Consider the following 17,951-nt stretch of genomic DNA (forward strand, 5'->3'; position numbering starts at 1 on the left):
CGTGAAGGTCCCCCTTTGTAATTTGTGACCAAACTATACGCCGCCGTATAGTTATAAGTCAATACTTTTTTTGATTACCTCTACTTAAAAAAGGTCTCCAAGCTCCTGTACAGAAGTCATGGAAACCTTTCTACCTTAGAAAAACCGTCCCTTTTTCAGTACTAGCGGAATCCCGCCAATGATGAACAGATAGCGGAGATCAACGATTTTTTTCAGCTGTGCTGCGATCCAGCCTTTTATTTTGCGTTTGCCCACCACTGCGACAGCCTCGCCTTTTCCAAGCGAAGCAACGGTCCCTTTATTGGAAAATACGAACTTGTGCAGCTCCTTTTTGCGGAGGGTGGCTGTCAGATTCTTGGCACAGAGCACCCCTTGCTGCATCGCAATTTGCGCAGTAGGTGGATAAGGTCGGCCTTCAGGATTAAACATCAAGGAGCTGTCCCCGATAATGAAAATGTCATCGTGACCCGGCGCACGTAGAAAATCGTCGATTTTCACCCTGCCACGCATCACTTCGAATCCGGCCTTCTCAATCAATCCGTTTCCACGGATACCTCCTGTCCAGACCACCGTGCAGGCTTCGATTTTCTCGCCCTCACCCACGATTACGCCATCCTCCAGGCATTCCTTAATGGGAATACCGATGCGGAAGTTAACCCCCTTGCGCTTAAGAACATCCATTGCATATTCCACCAGCTCAGGGTCAAATCCCGGCAATGCCGTAGGCGCCGCCTCGACGTTAATGATTTGAATCCGGTTAAAATCAATGTCATAAGCTTTAGCCAGCTGTGACAGGCGATCCGCCAGCTCTGCAACGAACTCGATGCCGCTGAATCCAGCGCCACCTACAACAAAGTTTAGTCGGCCAGGTTTACCGTCATTTTTGTAGAGAGCCAACTGGTATTCAATATGCTCACGAATCAGGCGAACGGAGTTAATACTGCGGATTGTCAGTGCGAACTTATCCATCCCTGGAATACCGAATGTTTCCGGCTCCCCACCCAGCCCGATAACCAGGTAATCGTAAGACAACGAACCATCCTCCAGCACGATTTTTTTCTCCTTTGGAATGATTTCCTTCACTGTTCCTTTGACTAAATCGACCTTGAACTCATCGATCAGCTGCGCAATCGGAATCCGTGAATGTTCAATCGTATCCGTGCCTGCCGCTGGCATATGAAGATGTGTCGTAATATAGTGGTAATCATGTCGATTAATTAGTGTGACGGTCGCCTCATTGTGCTTGAGCTCTTTTTGCAATTGCTGAGCCGTCAATATACCGCCATAGCCTGCTCCAACAATCACAATTTTGGGAATAATACTCATATGCCTACCCCTTCCGGTACATAATCATTAAATATTGACATCTTTTCTCTTAAAACGGTATTTATACGCAGGAAGTGTTCACTAAATATTAATCGCTTTACCTTTGCAAGTGGAATCCGGCAGTTTATAATAAGAAGCAGTGAATCATGCATCCGATGGCTATTTAAACCTCTATACGGCTGATTCAATATCCATAATTCATACCATAATCCCTTTCGGAGGTGTTTTTAGAGTGACAGTACAATCCACAGGTACGGAACTCCGCGACCTGATCATTATTGGCGGTGGTCCAGCCGGTATATTCGCCGCTTTCTACGGGGGAATGCGTCAGGCATCCGTCACCTTAATTGAAAGTATGCCCCAACTGGGCGGCCAGCTTGCAGCCCTGTATCCTGAAAAATATATTTATGACGTCGCTGGCTTTCCTAAAGTGACCGCACAGGAACTGGTCAACAATCTGGTTCAGCAGATGAATCACTTCAATCCAGAGGTACAGCTGGAGGAGAAAGTCGTATCGTTAGAGAAAAAGGACGAACGCCACTTTATCATTAAAACAGACAAAGGCGGCGAGTATCATGGTAAAGCGGTTATCATTACCGCTGGTGTGGGTGCTTTTGAGCCACGCAGACTGGAACTGCCGCGTGCAGATCATTTTGAAAAAACGAACCTGCATTACTTTGTCAGCGATCTGAACAAATTTGCAGGCCGAAAAGTGCTAATCAGCGGTGGCGGCGACTCTGCAGTCGACTGGGCACTTATGCTGGAACCGATTGCAGAACAAGTTACATTGATTCACCGCCGTGATAAATTCCGTGCGCATGAACACAGTGTAGAAAACCTCCTCGCTTCCAAGGTAAATGTCATTACACCAACAGAAATTACAGAGCTGCATGGGGAAGATACCATTACCAAGGTCACGCTCGCACATGTAAAAACCAAAGAGACTCAGGAAATCGAAGTAGACGATGTCATCGTTAACTTTGGATTTGTCTCCACACTTGGCCCGATTGCTGAATGGGGAATTGAGATCGAAAATAACTCTATCGTGGTCGATTCCCGCCAGGAAACCAATATTCCCGGCATTTTCGCCGCAGGGGATATCACGACTTACCCAGGCAAGCTCAAGCTGATTGCTGTCGGCTTTGGTGAAGCACCTACGGCAGTCAACAACGCCAAGGTCTATGTAGATCCGGACGCCAAGCTGTCACCGGGTCACAGCAGTAATATGAAATTGTAGTTTATTTTAGACTATGACAAAAAAGGGTATTTTACTCCAAATTTGAATCGTTGGAGTGAAATACCCTTTTTCACGGTGTGCCTATTCGTTGCAGTGATTGTCTGTAAAGTCATCCGAACCCTGAATGGCCTTACAGTCGCAGTACGAGAGCTTGGTCCGGTCTAATGAAGGACTACGGCTTTATTCATCTCTAGATTTCTTTTGTGAATTTCAGCCAGCAACAGTGCAATGAAGTCACATTCAAGTTTAAGCTCGATTGCCATCTGATAGGAATCCAAAAGCATTTCATCCGTCAGCATAGCCATCCTCGACACAACCTTTCCTTTTATTTCAAAATCTATTCTATCAAAATACTAAAAACGGAACAAGCGTTCTGTTATCCACAGTCAATTGTGGAAATCCTGTGTATAAATTGTTGGTAAGTGTCGTTAACCCATATATGTAACAGTGGATAATGTGGACAATACTTATACACAGAATTTTGACGCCTAAATGCAAAAAAATATTTTCATAGTTTGTACAAATTTATTATATTTGACGTCTTGTTAAAACATCTTATTGGGGCCTTGTGTTTACCTCCAAAATCCATACCCGTCCATTGGGATCAAGTCCATAATCAAAGCCCAATTGCCCGATCCCCGGAAACCTTCTTTCCAGTATCGGAATACACCGCAGGGTGAGATTCACGATTTCCCGTCGTTTTCGTCTAGCTAACTGCCGGGGATATATCGTCCGAAGCGCGGTTGTTCCCCTTAATAACTTTCCGCCTTTGCACAAATTCGTAATGACCAATCCGGGACGGGCCTGACGTGCGACCACTGCGCGAAAAACCCACTTTTGTCCTGCTTTTACCACTTTGACCCGATAATCGACAGGTCTGCCTTGAATGCTTGCCAATGGAATGCCTTGCTGAATGAGATACGGACGCTGGAGCCGGAGGCTGCTGATTTCAGCCGTAAGCGCTCTAAAATGTCTGAACCGATACGTCTGCTCCATACGTGTGCAGGTGTATTCCCTACGCTCCTTTGCTACACGCATGACTCCGTTTCCTCCGCCTCCCTTCACGGGCTTTATGAATACAAAAGCATGCCGCCGCAGCATCATGCGTAGTTCTTCCTCGCTATACAAACACGTTTCCGGCACATAAACGGCGGTATATGGATGGCGGAGCAGCGCCTTCGTCTTTAACCACTTGCTTGCAAGTTGTCTCATCAATCCTCTCTCCTTTCGCCGTCAGCTATACTTATACATACTCAACAGGGATGCGCTATTCTTGGATGATTGTCTCCAGACGCATATCATTTCGACAAGATCACTGCAGACGGTAGCATGCACCGGACATCACTGGTACAATGACAATAATCTGACTACTATTTGCCCGGAGCAGCGGATTTTACCTGCAAATTGTTTTTTTCGACAAGGAGGTTAACGCATGAACAGCAAAATTGGCATCATGGACATTGGCTCCAACTCCATACGTCTGGTGATCTATGAAATGACAGAGACAGGAGCCTACCGGATTGTCCAGGAATGCAAAGAGGCTGCCCGACTAAGTGAAAAGGTTGGGGCCAACGGTCGTATGGAACGGGAAGCGATTCGAAGCATCGCTCCACTACTGCGCCAATTCATGACGGTATGCCGTATGCACGAGGTTGTTCGTATGCGTGCAGCCGCGACAGCCGCGATCCGCAATGCGGTCAATTCGGACGAAATTGTTCAATGGATTGCGGAGGAAACAGGCTTAACGCTTGAAATACTGAGCGGGGAGCAGGAGGGCTATGCCGGTTTTCTGGGGGTGGTCAATACGATGAATATAAACGACGGCATTATTATTGACATCGGGGGCGGAAGTACCGAAATTACATTGTTCCGTGAGCGGAAGCGGCTGCATACCGTTTCGTTTCCCTTTGGTGCGGTCAATATGAATTGGCGTTTTGGACGGGAAGTCAAGAATGGGGAATGGTCTCCCCAGCAGATCGAGGAAATGGAGAGCTTTGTCCGTTCTTCACTGCAAAACCATGATTGGATATTTTCCAATCCAGGCCTGCCATTCATTGGTCTGGGCGGCACCCTGCGCACCTTGGCTAAAATCAATCAAAAACAGCAGGATTACTCGCTGCCTGTCACACACCATTACGAAATGACGGCAGCAGACGTCAATTATTTTTATGAAACTCTGCCCCATCTCCCTTATGAAAAACGAAAAAAAACAGCCGGCCTGTCCAAAGACAGAGCCGACATCATTGTACCTGGACTCATTATATTAAAAACGATATTCGAGGCTGCTCAAGGCATCGCGTATTTGATCAGTGGAGCGGGCCTGCGGGACGGTCTGTTTCATGAGCTGGTCAATACCGACCAACCTGTGGTAGCTAATCCGCTCATCACCTCCATACGCAATATCTTGTCGTTCGGTGTCCCGGTTAGCGAAGCACACGTCCGACGTGTTCATGAGTACGCCGTGCTGCTTTATGACACATTGACCGACACAGCATCCGCAGCGATAGACAAGCGCTTGCTGCTGACCGCGGCTACTCTTTACAAGACGGGAGCTGCCTTGAATTATTACCATTTCCGCCAGCATTCCGTATTCTGGATACTGCATGCAGGCATAGGCGGTTTATCTCACCGGGAAACGGTACTGGCCGCGCTGATCGCTGATTACCATCCCAAAAATCGGACGCCCCGTCTGTTACATACACATAGCGACATTTTGGAGCCTTCGGATGAAGAACGCGTGCATCGGCTCGGTTCCCTGCTCCAGCTCGCAATCGGTATGGATCGGAGCGAATCCGGCATCATTACCAGCATCCATCCCACGACAGGAGACGATGCACTGCATATTCGTCTGGAAAGTAAAAGTGAACCGATTCTGGAACAACGGGAGCTGGTGGCTGTCGCTAAAGATTTTCAAAAGGCCTGGAATCTTACGTTGTCGTGGTCCATTCTTCCTTCTTCCAGTTTTTAACCTTCATCGCTTCGGATTGGCTCCTGATGGGAGCCTCTTCGTCGTTTCTTGCCACAAATTGATAGCTGCCATTAGGCAAAAGCTGCCGTGCCTTCACATTATCGGTCAAGGATAAATGTAAAATATCCGCCAGCATTTCTTTGATTCGGTCATCATAAATCGGGCACATTAGCTCAATTCGGCGAGTCAAATTGCGAGTCATCCAATCCGCGCTGGACAGGAAAAGCTCCGAATTGCCTGCATTTTCAAAGTAGAACAGCCTGGAATGCTCCAGGAAACGGTCAACAATACTGATAACCCGAATGTTCTCGCTAAAGCCCTCCACCCCGGGACGCAAACAGCAGACCCCTCGAATGATTAAATCAATCTTCACACCTGCTTGTGAAGCCGCATATAGTTCATCGATCATTTCCTGATTGGATAAAGAATTGATTTTGGCAATGATACGGGCCGGCTTGCCTGCAAGTGCTTGCTCCGCTTCCCTGCGGATCAGCTCGAACAGCTTATTTTTCATTCCCGTCGGAGCTACCGTGAAAGCCTGCAGGGTCTTGAGCGCCGAGAAGCCCGTAATTTCATTGAACAGATCAGAGGCATCCTCGCCCAGCACCGGGTCTGACGTGAATAACCCGATATCCGTATATACGCGAGCCGTGCTTTCATTGTAATTGCCAGTTCCCACATGCACGTATCGTTTGAGCACGTTACGCTCGTGACGTACCACGAGAATGATTTTGGCGTGCGTCTTCAAACCGACCAGTCCGTACACCACATGACAGCCTGCTTTCTCAAGCGTACGCGCCCAGGCAATATTACGCTCCTCATCAAAACGGGCTTTCAGTTCCACCACCACCGTGACCTGCTTGCCTGATTCGGCCGCACGTGCCAGTGCCGGAATCAGCCTGGATTCCCCGTTGACCCGGTACAGAGTCATTTTGATGGCCATCACATCGGGGTCCTCTGACGCTTCAATAATAAAATCCGTCACCGCATCGAATGATTCATACGGATGATATACCAGCACGTCCCGTTTGCGAAGTACGTTGAAAATATCCTCTTGCGGAGGCAGCTCTTCCGGATACAACGGTTTGATGGGTGGAAACTTCAGATGCGAATGCCCCTCCAAGTGATCGGCAAAAGACGATAAAAACGTCAAATCAAGCGGCCCGTCCATCTCGAACATATGATCGAACAGCTTGAATTCACGTTGAAGCTCCGTGAGAGCAAAGGGATGAATCCCTTTTTCCACTTCCAGTCTTACTGGCGCACCGCGTCTTCTGCGACGCAGCTCTTTTTCAATCTCTTCGAGCAAATCTTCAATTTCTTCTTCATTAATGGACAAATCGGAATTACGCGTAACACGAAAGGCATGAACCGCCTTCGGAACATATCCCGTGAAAAGCGTTTGTATATGATGCTTAATAAGCTCTTCAATTAAAATAAATGATTTCTTCTTACTGTTCGAACGCAGCGGAACTGTAACAACACGCGGAATATTGGAAGGCACCTGCACAATGGCAAAAAGCGGTTTATCCTCCTCGGTATCCCCAGGACGTTTCAAGACAACTGCCAGATATACGTATTTATTGTGAACCAATGGAAAAGGACGGCTTTGATCAACCGCCATCGGCGTTAGCACCGGAAATATAATGTCATGAAAATAAGCATCCAGCGACTTGCGCTGTGTCGTATTTAAATCTCCATATTCAAGCAATAAGAGTCCTTTTTTCGTCAAGAGGCGAGAAATATCGCGATAGGTCCGATATTGTTCGGATACCATCGAGACGGTGCGCTTCATCAGGCGTTTGTACAAACCGGAGGGGGTATACCCGGTAAAATCCTTTTGCATAAAACCAGCCTTGATCTTCTCTCTCGTTTCTGCTACCCGGACGGCCATAAACTCATCCAAATTACTAGACACAATCGCCAAAAATTTGGCTCTTTCCAGCAACGGTGTATCTGCATCCTGAGCTTCCTGAAGCACACGGCGGTTAAATTCAATCCAGCTTAAATCCCGATTAAAATAACGTTCTGACCCGGCTTTATCCTTTTTCTGACTCTCTATCAACATATGGCCTCCATCAATTCATGCAGTATAGTTATCCTTTTATTGTACTATTAGATGAAACGCACTAGCATCACAGCTGTGTAAACGCAATGTAAAATGTGTGTAAACGCAGCAAGATGTTGAAAAGGTCAATCGGATGCTTTACAAAAATAGTATTAAGGGGTACAGTGTTTACGTCTGTTTCATAGAGTAGAATGATAAAGCGTATTTTTTCAACCACACTCAATTGCTGATTTTTAAATGGCATCCTATAGGGAGGATTTTCGTTATGGAACCCAAGAAAACGCCACGCGTACTGCAAAAAAACATCGAATTTTTCACCGCAGCGCTGTCTCAACACCTCGTTTCGGTCTGGCAAGAAGACCCAACGGGCGTATACTGTGAGATCGGCTGTGGATATATCGAGTTGTTCAGCAGCGAGATGATTCGAGTGCGCAATCAGGATGGGACCCCAAGCCATTATGACCGCAACATTACCATGTTTCAGTTGATCACGAAGGATCAACCGATATAATTATTATATGCTATGCCTAAGCGGTTCTTCCAGATTAGAATTGTTTTTATCTTAAAGATAATGCATATCCGCAGGCCAATCATTTAACCAGCTGTGCTGCTGGCTTTCATATCTGCCAAAGCTGGAAGTTTCACTTAAAAAGCGCCATAGAGCGCTTTTTTTGTCGACTTTTTTTGAACATCGTTTCAAAAAGCAGTATGATAAGGGAGCATATTACCTACATTTAAAGGGGAATCAACCGATGGAGCATATAACATCAGATGGACGCATCCTGGTCATGACCGCGGTTGAAGGCGAACGGGAGGCCGTGTTGCGCGGCCTGAAAGGCGATACTCGCTTTGCGGTTGAGCTGGCAGGTGTGGGCGCTCCATCTGCAGCGGCTTCAACCGCGCTGGCGCTGGCTGCTGGCGGCTTCCGCCTGGTCATCAGCGCCGGGATTGGCGGCGGCTTCACCCATGCCGCTGCGCTGGAGAGCGTCGTCGTAGCTGACGCGATCATCGCCGCCGACCTGGGGGCCGAGACGGCAGACGGCTTCAGCAGCGTGGACGAGCTCGGCTTCGGCTCCAGCCGAATCGCCGTGAACACTGCTGCCAGCCAGCGGATCGTTCAGGCATTGCGCGCCGCCGGACAGACAGCTGTCGCCGGACCGATCCTGACCGTGACAACGGCCACAGGCACGTCGTCAACCGCGGAGCTGCTGGCTAGACGTGTTCCCGGAGCTGCTGCCGAAGCGATGGAGGGCTACGGCGTAGCTGTGGCAGCGAGCAAGCTGGGGCTGCCTGTGATGGAAATCCGCACGATTTCCAATGCCGTCGGTCCACGTGATCGTGCAGCCTGGCGAATCAAAGAGGCTTTGCAAGCGTTGGAAGCCGCATTTTCTACATTAACGGAGGTTATATAGATGCAAATTGCTTTTTCACCTTGTCCCAATGACACCTTTGTCTTTCATGCCCTGGCGCATGGATTGATTCCGGGCGCACCCGCGCTGGATATTACCTTTGCCGATATCGACATCACCAATAATCTGGCGATCACACCAGACGGACTGGATATTATGAAAATCTCGTATGCCGCACTCCCTTGGGTGCTGGATGAATATGCTCTGCTGCCTTGTGGTGGCGCACTGGGCCGGGGTTGTGGGCCGCTCGTGCTGACCAAAGAAGGCTCTACGGCGGAAGGCCCGGAAGCCTTGTCTGGCAAGCGTGTAGCCGTACCCAGTGAACGTTCAACCGCCTACCTGCTGTTCCGCCTGTGGGCAGCCAAGCATGTGCCGGGGGGTGTAGGCGAAATCGTCGTCATGCCGTTTGACCAAATCATGCCTGCTGTCCGGGACGGGCATATAGATGCCGGACTGGTTATTCATGAAGCACGCTTTACATATCCATCCTACGGACTCAGCAAGCAGGTCGATCTGGGCAACTGGTGGGAAGAAGATACAGGACTCCCGATCCCGCTCGGAGCGATTATTGCCCGTCGCAATCTGGATCTGGATGCGATCACAGACTGGATACGCGCCTCTGTCGAGTACGCGTGGAAGCATCCTGAAGCTTCCCGCGAATATGTATTGTCTCATGCACAGGAGCTATCACCGGATGTCGCCCAGTCGCATATCGACCTGTACGTGAACGATTTTACCGCCAATCTGGGCGACAGCGGTTATGCTGCCATCGAAGCCTTGCTCGGACGTGCCGCACAGGAAGGGCTAGTGCCTTCGTTTGATTTGGCCAAGCTGCGCCTTGCCTCCACAATCCGCTAAAACCTATAAAACCTCCCGAACGAGCACATGCCTATCCATGCGCCCAGTTCGGGAGGTTTTATCATTTCTTGCTAATGCGAATTTTCATTTTAGACTCGTATGAATCCTATCCTTAGTTCTGTTCTTGCTCCACGACCTCAGTCTTAAATACATTATCCAGCTTGGTACCCAATCTTTTCACCAGCGGCACCTTGATATCCCGACTCAGTTCCTTGAAAAAAGCGTCCATGTCACAATTAATCTTATCCAACACAACCTTCACAGTGCCCTCTGCCAAAATCTGCTCGTTTAGCTCTTCCGGTACCGTAACCGAGATATCATACTTCTTGCTTAACGTTTTAATGTAGCGGGAAAAGATTTCGATAAGCTCCTCATTGTTGAAATTCTCAACAGCAACTTGCCCTTTGTTCGTAAACTTCAAATTCACTCTCACGTTAGCACTTCCCCTTTTCCTTTTGACCATTTATTTTGGATAAACGTTGAACCGTGAAGCGGCTCTTCAAAGAAAGGGCCTTACCGATCGTTCCAGACTCTTGTCCTTTGATATACTAAGTATAACACATTAAGTCCGTTTTCATTTCCCAACTTGTCGTTTTATGATAAAAAATGATACATTTTGCGCATTTTCAGCATAAATCATTACATTTCATTCCAAATAATAATAGGGAATCACACAAAAATATACAAGAAAACGCCTATCTTGCAAAAGAAAGACGTTTCCGTATAGAGAGCTTATGTAGTATGCCTCACAGAGGTTTCGTACATTCCCAACCGTGTGAACGATACTCACGCACAGCATCTCGTATATCCTCAATATCATCGGTATGCAATAAAACGGCAGGTAAAATGACCCAATATTCATTTTCCGCCAGATCAATAAATACGTCCTCGACGTCATAATATTGCATATCTCCAAATGCCGTATCTCTGATTTTCTGTCCAACCAAAGGAGTAAACCGGGAATCGAATGTTTTCATCACCTTTGTGTATTCCTTCACTCCCGTTGCTACGATCTGCTGTGAAATAATAACGCTCAATGCTCTGCTACCTCCCTGACCTAATAATGCTCATTATAACCTTTCCTCAGACCTTCTACAAAACCTTGCGCAAAAAGAATAGTCATATTTTATTTGATAAACTAGCATATTATTCCTGATTCCGTATCTCTATGCCTGGGTACAGGATTGCGTTTCATCAGCCTTGGGAGTTTTTCGGCTACCTTGTTTTCTCGGCGAAGCCGTATTTACCAGGTACACGCTGCCTGCAATCAACACCAAGCCCGCGACAAAAGTCAGGGTAAGCGATTCCTTGAGCATCATCATACTAAAGATCGTAGACAGCACCGGTATCAAAAACGTGTATGAGCCGACGGTTCCTGCATCTCCATTATCGATCAGTTTAAAATAAATCATCCAGCCCATTGCAATCACGAAGATCGAAATAAACGATAAGATTGCAATAAAAGAAGTTGTCCAGTGGATATCGCTCCATTTCTCTGTCGCAAATCCAACGCTATTAAGCATGATGCCCCCCAGAATGAGCTGCATCGTCACCGCCCAGATGGAGTCCAGCTGCTTGCTTTTTTTCTTCATGTAAATGGTTCCCAGCGCCCAGCACAGTCCCGAGGCCAGCCCCAACACGATCCCCAATACGGACAAATGACCTGCCATGCCGCCAGAGCTAATCACGATCACCCCGCCAAATCCAAGCACCAGTCCGATGACCTTCATTGGAAACATACGCTCACCCAACCACAACCAGGAGAACAATCCCAATAAGATGGGCTGGAGAAATACTAAAGTAGAAAATAACCCGGCAGGCAAATAACGCAACCCTATCGTCTGCAAACCATAGTAGCCTGCAATATTAAATATCGCCAGAACGAGGTACGTCCATGCATTCTGTCTAAAACGCAAGGTTTCCTGGTGACGCAAAGCGAATAATAGCAAAATCAAACCGCCCAGCAAGGTGCGCATTCCCGAAAAGAATAGCGGCGGTGTATCTGGCAAAGCCAGCTTGGTCAACGGCCAGTTGATCCCCCACACCATTACTAATATCAATACAAGCCACAGCGTAGCTTTTGGCGTTAATTTTTTCATAGATGTCTTCTCTCCTCTGGCATTTTCATCGTTCTTTGCTTACGGTTATAGATATCAAGCCCGTTTGCAAAGCTTCACTTTACTAGCGTATACTGTGAGCACCAATAAATAAAATGAATGTTTTCGATAAGGGAGATAACTTTTCACTTATGACTATTACCCAGATCATGATCTTCGTTCGCGTAGCTGAAACGCTAAGCTTTACCCAAACTGCTCATGAGTTGCATATGACGCAGCCCGCTGTCAGCCATGCGATCGCCAGTATCGAAAATGAACTGGATGTCCAGCTATTGCTGCGTGATCGCAAAAAAGGCGTACTCCTAACCAATATCGGGCACAGGATACTGTTGCAATTTCGTGTGATGCTGCAAAGCATGGAAAAGGTACAGCAGCAGGTGGCTGCTGAAAAAGGGCTGGACGTTGGCACGATCACCATTGGTGCCTTTCCCTCAGCCTCAGCCTATTTTCTGCCTCCCATCATCCATCATATTCGCCAGCATTATCCGAACCTGGTTTTTGATCTGCACGAAGGCTCTACGAATGAGGTCAAGGAATGGGTGCATACCCGGGAAATCGAAGCGGGTATCATCCTGCTGCCTGATCCACAAGTGGATGTCATCCCCTTATGCCAGGATAATATGGTCATCCTCCTGCCGGACGGTCATCCCATGCAAACGCGCGACAAAATCGCCATTCGAGACTTGAATCAGCAGGATATGATCTTTTGTAAGGGTGGACATGAAGTTGCCATTATGGAAGGCTTTGAACGTGAACAGAGCCAGCTGAAGGCACAATTCATCACTCACAATGTCAGTACCTTGGTCAGCATGGTCCGGCAAGGGCTGGGCATGGGGATTGTTTCTTCACTCTCCTTGTCCACATTCCCCCATGATCTGACCGTCAAGGAAACCACACCGCTGATTACACGCGAGATTGGTATCGCTGTGCCTTCTCTTACTAATGCTTCTCTCGCTGTACAGTTATTTATCCGCACCGCGCAGGAGTTGTTTGTGGATGTAGAAACTTAGGAGGTATCTTTCAATATGCAAAAAGGTGCTGGCTCCTTGCACAATCACAGGAGCCAACACTTTCAAATAGGTATCTATTATTTGGTCTGATTATATTGTTGAATTGCCCCTGTACTACTGGCGGCGGCTTCATCCAAAGCATCCTGAGGCGTTTTCACACCATTAAGCACTTCTTCGATGGCATTAGACATAAATTGACGCTGTTCCTGGAAAACGCCCATGACTGCCCCTTGATTGGCAAAGTTCGATTGCGTTTCATGAATTTGGTTAATGGCCGTCTTGAATTGAGGATATTTCTTCAAATTGTCCTCAACACTTTGCTCCTCATAAGCTGCTGTCGTAATCGGGAAATACCCTGAATTGACGCTCCAGTAAGCTTGCACTTTAGGAGATGATAAATACTTAATAAACTCCCAAGCAGCATCCTGCTCCTCTTGTGACTTATTGCCCAAAATCCAGTTGCTCGCTCCCCCCACAATCGTTCCTCCTGCCTGTGAAGGCTCAGCTTTCGGCAAATGGCCTGTACCCACCTCAAACTTGCCGCCTACCGTATTCACAATACCGCGTAAAGCGCCTGTCGAGTTAAGCAGCATGGCGGCTTGACCTGATGTAAAGACCATTTTTGCATCATCCGCAGTTCTTCCATAATTGTGAGCCAGCTTACCATCAACCAATGTTTTCCACCAGGTTAATGTTTTAACTCCTGCTTCTGCATTGGCAAGAGATTGGGTTGCCGGGGAAGTACGACCATTGTCATGATCAACGTAGTCCGCTCCTTGCACGGCAAAAAATTGCTCCATGAACCAAGGTTCAATATACAATGACAAGCCCGTGATTCCTTTAGCAGACAGCTTTTGCGCTGCTTTTGTTAATTCATCGAAGGTAGTTGGCGGCTTTTCCGGGTCCAGTCCTGCGGCCTTAAACAGATCTTTATTGTAGTAAAGGATCGCCGTTGAGGAGTTAAACGGCATAGAATAGAGCTTATGATCTATTTTGTAATAGTTTAAAATATTGGGTTCCATTTTCGAAATATCATATTTCTCCTTATCAATATAAGACTGCACCGGTACGGCTGCACCTGAATCAATCATAAACCGGGTTCCGACGTCATTGACTTGAACCAGGGCAGGACCTGTGTCGGAACCGAGGGAAGCTTTCAACTTATTAAGCGATTCATCATAATTCCCCTGAAATGTAGCTTTGACCATAATCCTGGATTGGGAAGCATTAAAATCACTGACAATTTGATCGATCGCCTTCCCATTATCCCCACCCATGGAATGCCACCACGTAATGGTAATTGGCTTCGTATTCCCTTCACTGCTGCCAGAAGCTTTTTGGTCATTACCGGAACCCTCCACGCCACAACCCTGTACGATCAACATCATCACTAAACTAATGATCGTAGTCAGTGACTTCCACTTCATATTTTTTATCATATCCGCTTCTCTCCTTTTGATTGCTTGAGGGTGAACGATTTATCATAAACCGATAATATCGGAGATTTTGCTGCCTCCTGCTGTGTGGCTAACCCTTCAGAGAACCCAGTGTCATGTTGCCGACAAGCTGTTTCAAGCCAACAATGAGCATAATTAAAGGCGGTAAAATCATCAGAACGACACCTGCCAGCACTAAATTCCATGATGTGAAATCCTCGGATTGAAGCATGGTCACCCCGATTTGGACGGTTCTCATCTTTGGTTCATTCGTTATCAGTAACGGCCAAAGATAGCTGTTCCATGCCCCGATAAAACTGTACACACCCAGCGTTGCCAGCGCAGGACGGGAAAGGGGCAGGACAATATTCAGAAAGATTCGAACATGCCCGTAACCATCGATTTTGGCAGCTTCCAGAATTTCGTTAGGCAGCTGTAAAAAAAACTGACGCAGCAAAAATGTACCGAAGCCTGTTGCCAAAAACGGTATAATCAGGCCTTGATAGGAGTCAATCCATCCCCAACTGCGGATCATCATAAAATTAGGAATCATGGTTACTTCCCAGGGAATCATCATTGTCGCCAGAAACAGAATGAAAATAACCGTTTTACCCGGAAAACGCACAAACACAAAGGCATAGGCTGCAAAGCTGGCTGTCAATAGATGCCCGATTGTAATCGCAATGGAAACGACAAAACTGTTCATTAGAAATTGGGCAACAGGCACCAATGAAAAAACCGTTTTATAGTTATCCAGATACAGACTCGATGGTACAAGCTTGGGCGGAAATGAATCTATCTCTCCAGCAGTCATTAAGGAAGCTGCCAGAGCATAATAAATGGGATAAATCATCATTAGCGCCAGTAAGAGAAGAACCGCTACCCTAAAATAATTGTGCATTCTGCTTTTCATGAATAATGAACTCTCCTTGCGCCAAGCCGAAACTGAATAAGTGTAAACACGAGAATAATGACGAACAGAATCATGGCCTGGGCACTGCCGGAGCCAAAATGGTAGTTTTTGAACGCTTCCTGATATAAATCATAAACAAGCACATTTGTGGCGTTTACTGGCCCGCCCTGCGTCAGTATGTTGATTTGCCCAAAAGCTTGCAGTGAACTAATGAGTGACACCACACTAACGAAAAACAAGGTTGGCGACAATAAAGGTAATGTTATTTTAAAGAAAGTACTCCAGGCTCCCGCACCATCCATCTTGGCACTCTCATATAAGTCTTCCGGTATACCTTTAACCCCGCTCAAGATAACGAGATAAACAAAACCCATATTCATCCACACGGTCATCATAGATACGGACAACATGGCATATGTCGGGTCTGTCAGCCAACCGATGGGACGGATGTGAATCAGACCAAGCCAATAATTGAGCATGCCCGCAGTAGGGTGAAACAGGATTTTCCAGATCACGGATGCCATTCCGACAGGCATAGCAATCGAAATCGCAAATATGAACTGGAACACAACATTCAGTACGTTTTGTCCTTTGGTTAATACAGCTAACAACAAAGAAATCACAATGACTGCCGGGATCGTCAATAAAGCAAATTCACATGAGTTCAACAAGCTTTGGTAAAAATGTTCCGATTTAAAGACCGTAATATAATTTTGGAATTCGACGAACGAAGAAATGCGGCCGATGGCATTGGTACTAAATAAACTTAAATAAATGGATTTCAAAAACGGGTAAAACAAGAAAATGCTAAATCCCAACAAGGAGGGCAGAATGAACCCGAACCCGATCATCGATTCAACCATTTTATGGCGATACTTACTCAACCGCTCACCCCACCTGTAAACTTTTTTAAACCGGTTCATATTTTTGATGAAGATGTTCAAACAATTCATCCGGGTAATCTGTCTGAATCATATTGGCTCCCTTGGAAAAATTCCAATCCCAGCCCAGCACAGACCCGGATAAGGCAAGCTGATCATCATGTCCTCCACACAAATGGCCCCACATCGTATTGATCCAAATTCGGGCTTTCCCTCTTAGCAATTGCAGGGTCTCCTCCGAAATGATATGGCTGTTGTCATGTTCGAATATTAGCTCAAAGGCGTCCGGCTTAATGTCCTCCGTCCAACGGGGCAATTCTGCAATAATATGCCGGTTACTCTCCTCGATAATTTGCATATATTGAGGCCGTACTGCCTTGCCTTCTAAAAATCGCTCCACCTCATCTGCATCTGCAGTGCTTTTGAATAATCCTTCTTGAAGTGTGCCTGTTTCTTGTAACAGAGCATAAACCTCTTCTCGCAAGCTCCAACATTTATCCAAATTAATCATAACCTTGTCCTTGGCCAGCAACATCGCCTCTCTTAATGTAGGAACCACCTCATCCGTCAAGGCCACTCCCTCTCCGCCTTGTCCTTCCTTTAAGCGAAACTCACGAATTTGCCGGAAAGTAAGCTCATCTATGCGGCCCGATCCGTTCGTCATCCGGTCAATCCTCTCATCGTGCATAAGCACCAACACGCCGTCCCTTGTTTTCTGAACATCCACCTCAACAACATCAATGCCGGATTCATATGAGAATCGGATGGAATTCAGTGAATTTTCCGGCGCTCTCCTCCAGTGCCCGCGATGAGAAACAATCATGTGACTTCCGTTCGGATTACTGAAATTTTCTACTATCTCTTTAAAAGATGGCTTCTGTGTATTCATATGACTCATTCAGGTATAGTCTCCTCTTCTCGGTACTCCTTATTTATTAAGAGCTCGAATGATTTCCTCATGCAGCGGACTCCCGGCGGCAACCAGTCCTCCCTTATAAACTCTATTGATTTCATTGCCTTGCAAATCCGTAAATTTACCACCGATCTCTTCCAAGATGATTCGGCAGGCGGCATAATCCCATGCATTCACCTCAGCCTGGACATACCCTCCCAGCATTCCGGTCATAACGTCGCACAACTCTATGGTTGTCGCACCGTAGCTTCTGACGCCCCTCGCTTTGCCAGTAAGGATATGGAGCGGCTCCCAGCGGCTCATCTCCAGCAGATTTTGCCGAGGTGCATTAACCACGAGCAATTCTGTTTCGATTGAGCTGCTTTTGAGCGGCCCAAGTTTATTCTCGTTTAAAAATGCCCCTTCTCCGTGAAAGGCACAATAAAAATGGTCTGCCATCACATCATAAACAATGCCAAATATCCCTTGATCCCCATTGCACAAAGCGACTGAAATGGCAAAATCCTTTTTTCGGTTAATAAAATTAGTTGTTCCGTCAATCGGATCAATAATCCATAAATACGGACTATCTGAGAGACGATTGCCGATGTTTTCTTCGCCCAAAATATTATGATCCGCATAATATTGCTGTATGTTGTTTACGAAAAAAGCCTCCACTTCACGATCAACTACGGTAACCAAATCTGCATGATTTTTTTTAACCTGGATATGAATCGTTTGCTCCATTCTTTTCAAAATGAGGCTGCCGGCCTCTCTTACCCATCCCAAAGCCTGCTCATATATCTGCCGGTCTGTGTCCATATTCCCTCTCCCTC

At 46.8% G+C, this 17,951-nt stretch carries 18 protein-coding genes; 6 read left to right on the forward strand and 12 right to left on the reverse strand.

Going from position 1 to position 17,951, the window contains the following annotated elements; translation table 11 throughout:
* Positions 1-135 precede the first annotated feature (135 nt).
* Positions 136-1,326, reverse strand: a complete 1,191-nt coding sequence (locus BAZ21_RS12165) for an NAD(P)/FAD-dependent oxidoreductase (RefSeq protein ID WP_068500564.1) — start codon at positions 1,324-1,326, stop codon at positions 136-138.
* A 232-nt stretch (positions 1,327-1,558) separates the two neighbouring features.
* On the opposite strand from BAZ21_RS12165, the gene BAZ21_RS12170 reads away from it, so the two are divergent.
* Positions 1,559-2,563 (forward strand): NAD(P)/FAD-dependent oxidoreductase, encoded by a 1,005-nt coding sequence (locus BAZ21_RS12170; protein ID WP_068500567.1) that lies wholly within the window; start codon positions 1,559-1,561, stop codon positions 2,561-2,563.
* 161 nt (positions 2,564-2,724) lie between these two features.
* Here BAZ21_RS12170 and BAZ21_RS12175 read toward each other — a convergent pair whose 3' ends face one another.
* Positions 2,725-2,868 carry a sporulation histidine kinase inhibitor Sda gene (locus BAZ21_RS12175; RefSeq protein ID WP_084011609.1) on the reverse strand — a complete coding sequence of 48 codons (144 nt, stop codon included), beginning with the start codon at positions 2,866-2,868 and terminating at the stop codon, positions 2,725-2,727.
* Between the two features lie 250 nt (positions 2,869-3,118).
* Entirely contained in the window at positions 3,119-3,775 is a 657-nt protein-coding gene (locus BAZ21_RS12180; protein WP_068500570.1) for a YheC/YheD family protein, read from the reverse strand.
* Between the two features lie 220 nt (positions 3,776-3,995).
* Between BAZ21_RS12180 and BAZ21_RS12185 the strand changes: the two genes are divergently transcribed.
* On the forward strand, positions 3,996-5,531 hold the full coding sequence (locus tag BAZ21_RS12185) for a Ppx/GppA phosphatase family protein (RefSeq protein WP_068500573.1): 1,536 nt from the start codon (positions 3,996-3,998) through the stop codon (positions 5,529-5,531).
* On the opposite strand, the gene ppk1 is transcribed toward BAZ21_RS12185, so the two are convergent.
* Complete coding sequence (gene ppk1 / locus BAZ21_RS12190) at positions 5,491-7,599, reverse strand: polyphosphate kinase 1 (protein ID WP_068500576.1); 2,109 nt, start codon at positions 7,597-7,599, stop codon at positions 5,491-5,493. The genes BAZ21_RS12185 and ppk1 overlap by 41 nt on opposite strands.
* A gap of 265 nt (positions 7,600-7,864) precedes the next feature.
* On the opposite strand from ppk1, the gene BAZ21_RS12195 reads away from it, so the two are divergent.
* The 3 genes from BAZ21_RS12195 to BAZ21_RS12205 all read left to right on the forward strand — a co-directional run bounded on the left by BAZ21_RS12195 (position 7,865) and on the right by BAZ21_RS12205 (position 9,866).
* Positions 7,865-8,110 carry a hypothetical protein gene (locus tag BAZ21_RS12195; protein ID WP_007431922.1) on the forward strand — a complete coding sequence of 82 codons (246 nt, stop codon included), beginning with the start codon at positions 7,865-7,867 and terminating at the stop codon, positions 8,108-8,110.
* Positions 8,111-8,351: 241 nt separating this feature from the next.
* Positions 8,352-9,011 (forward strand): futalosine hydrolase, encoded by a 660-nt coding sequence (locus tag BAZ21_RS12200; protein WP_068500579.1) that lies wholly within the window; start codon positions 8,352-8,354, stop codon positions 9,009-9,011.
* Positions 9,012-9,866: a 1,4-dihydroxy-6-naphthoate synthase gene (locus BAZ21_RS12205; RefSeq protein WP_068500582.1), complete on the forward strand. Its 855-nt coding sequence runs from the start codon at positions 9,012-9,014 to the stop codon at positions 9,864-9,866. It abuts the gene before it with no gap.
* Between the two features lie 112 nt (positions 9,867-9,978).
* On the opposite strand, the gene BAZ21_RS12210 is transcribed toward BAZ21_RS12205, so the two are convergent.
* From BAZ21_RS12210 to BAZ21_RS12220, 3 genes are all read right to left on the reverse strand, one after another.
* A complete protein-coding gene (locus tag BAZ21_RS12210; RefSeq protein ID WP_007431945.1) occupies positions 9,979-10,299 on the reverse strand; it encodes a hypothetical protein in 321 nt (106 codons plus the stop codon).
* 313 nt (positions 10,300-10,612) lie between these two features.
* Positions 10,613-10,903 (reverse strand): hypothetical protein, encoded by a 291-nt coding sequence (locus tag BAZ21_RS12215; RefSeq protein WP_068500584.1) that lies wholly within the window; start codon positions 10,901-10,903, stop codon positions 10,613-10,615.
* Between the two features lie 129 nt (positions 10,904-11,032).
* Positions 11,033-11,965: a DMT family transporter gene (locus BAZ21_RS12220; protein WP_068500586.1), complete on the reverse strand. Its 933-nt coding sequence runs from the start codon at positions 11,963-11,965 to the stop codon at positions 11,033-11,035.
* A gap of 149 nt (positions 11,966-12,114) precedes the next feature.
* On the opposite strand from BAZ21_RS12220, the gene BAZ21_RS12225 reads away from it, so the two are divergent.
* The gene (locus BAZ21_RS12225; protein ID WP_068500589.1) at positions 12,115-12,993 is read left to right on the forward strand and encodes a LysR family transcriptional regulator; all 879 of its coding nucleotides are present in this window, start codon (positions 12,115-12,117) and stop codon (positions 12,991-12,993) included.
* A gap of 77 nt (positions 12,994-13,070) precedes the next feature.
* On the opposite strand, the gene BAZ21_RS12230 is transcribed toward BAZ21_RS12225, so the two are convergent.
* The 5 genes from BAZ21_RS12230 to BAZ21_RS12250 all read right to left on the reverse strand — a co-directional run bounded on the left by BAZ21_RS12230 (position 13,071) and on the right by BAZ21_RS12250 (position 17,937).
* Positions 13,071-14,429, reverse strand: coding sequence for an ABC transporter substrate-binding protein (locus BAZ21_RS12230; RefSeq protein ID WP_444939611.1), 1,359 nt, complete (start codon positions 14,427-14,429; stop codon positions 13,071-13,073).
* A gap of 91 nt (positions 14,430-14,520) precedes the next feature.
* Positions 14,521-15,342 (reverse strand): carbohydrate ABC transporter permease, encoded by an 822-nt coding sequence (locus BAZ21_RS12235; protein WP_068500595.1) that lies wholly within the window; start codon positions 15,340-15,342, stop codon positions 14,521-14,523.
* Complete coding sequence (locus BAZ21_RS12240) at positions 15,339-16,226, reverse strand: carbohydrate ABC transporter permease (RefSeq protein ID WP_176718146.1); 888 nt, start codon at positions 16,224-16,226, stop codon at positions 15,339-15,341. The genes BAZ21_RS12235 and BAZ21_RS12240 overlap by 4 nt, the downstream gene beginning before the upstream one ends.
* A gap of 25 nt (positions 16,227-16,251) precedes the next feature.
* Complete coding sequence (locus BAZ21_RS12245) at positions 16,252-17,121, reverse strand: glycerophosphodiester phosphodiesterase family protein (RefSeq protein WP_068500600.1); 870 nt, start codon at positions 17,119-17,121, stop codon at positions 16,252-16,254.
* A 30-nt stretch (positions 17,122-17,151) separates the two neighbouring features.
* Positions 17,152-17,937, reverse strand: a complete 786-nt coding sequence (locus tag BAZ21_RS12250; RefSeq protein ID WP_068500602.1) for an inositol monophosphatase family protein — start codon at positions 17,935-17,937, stop codon at positions 17,152-17,154.
* Positions 17,938-17,951: the final 14 nt, after the last annotated feature.

Origin of the sequence: Paenibacillus kribbensis (assembly GCF_001705305.1) — a bacterium.
Classification (GTDB): domain Bacteria; phylum Bacillota; class Bacilli; order Paenibacillales; family Paenibacillaceae; genus Paenibacillus; species Paenibacillus kribbensis_B.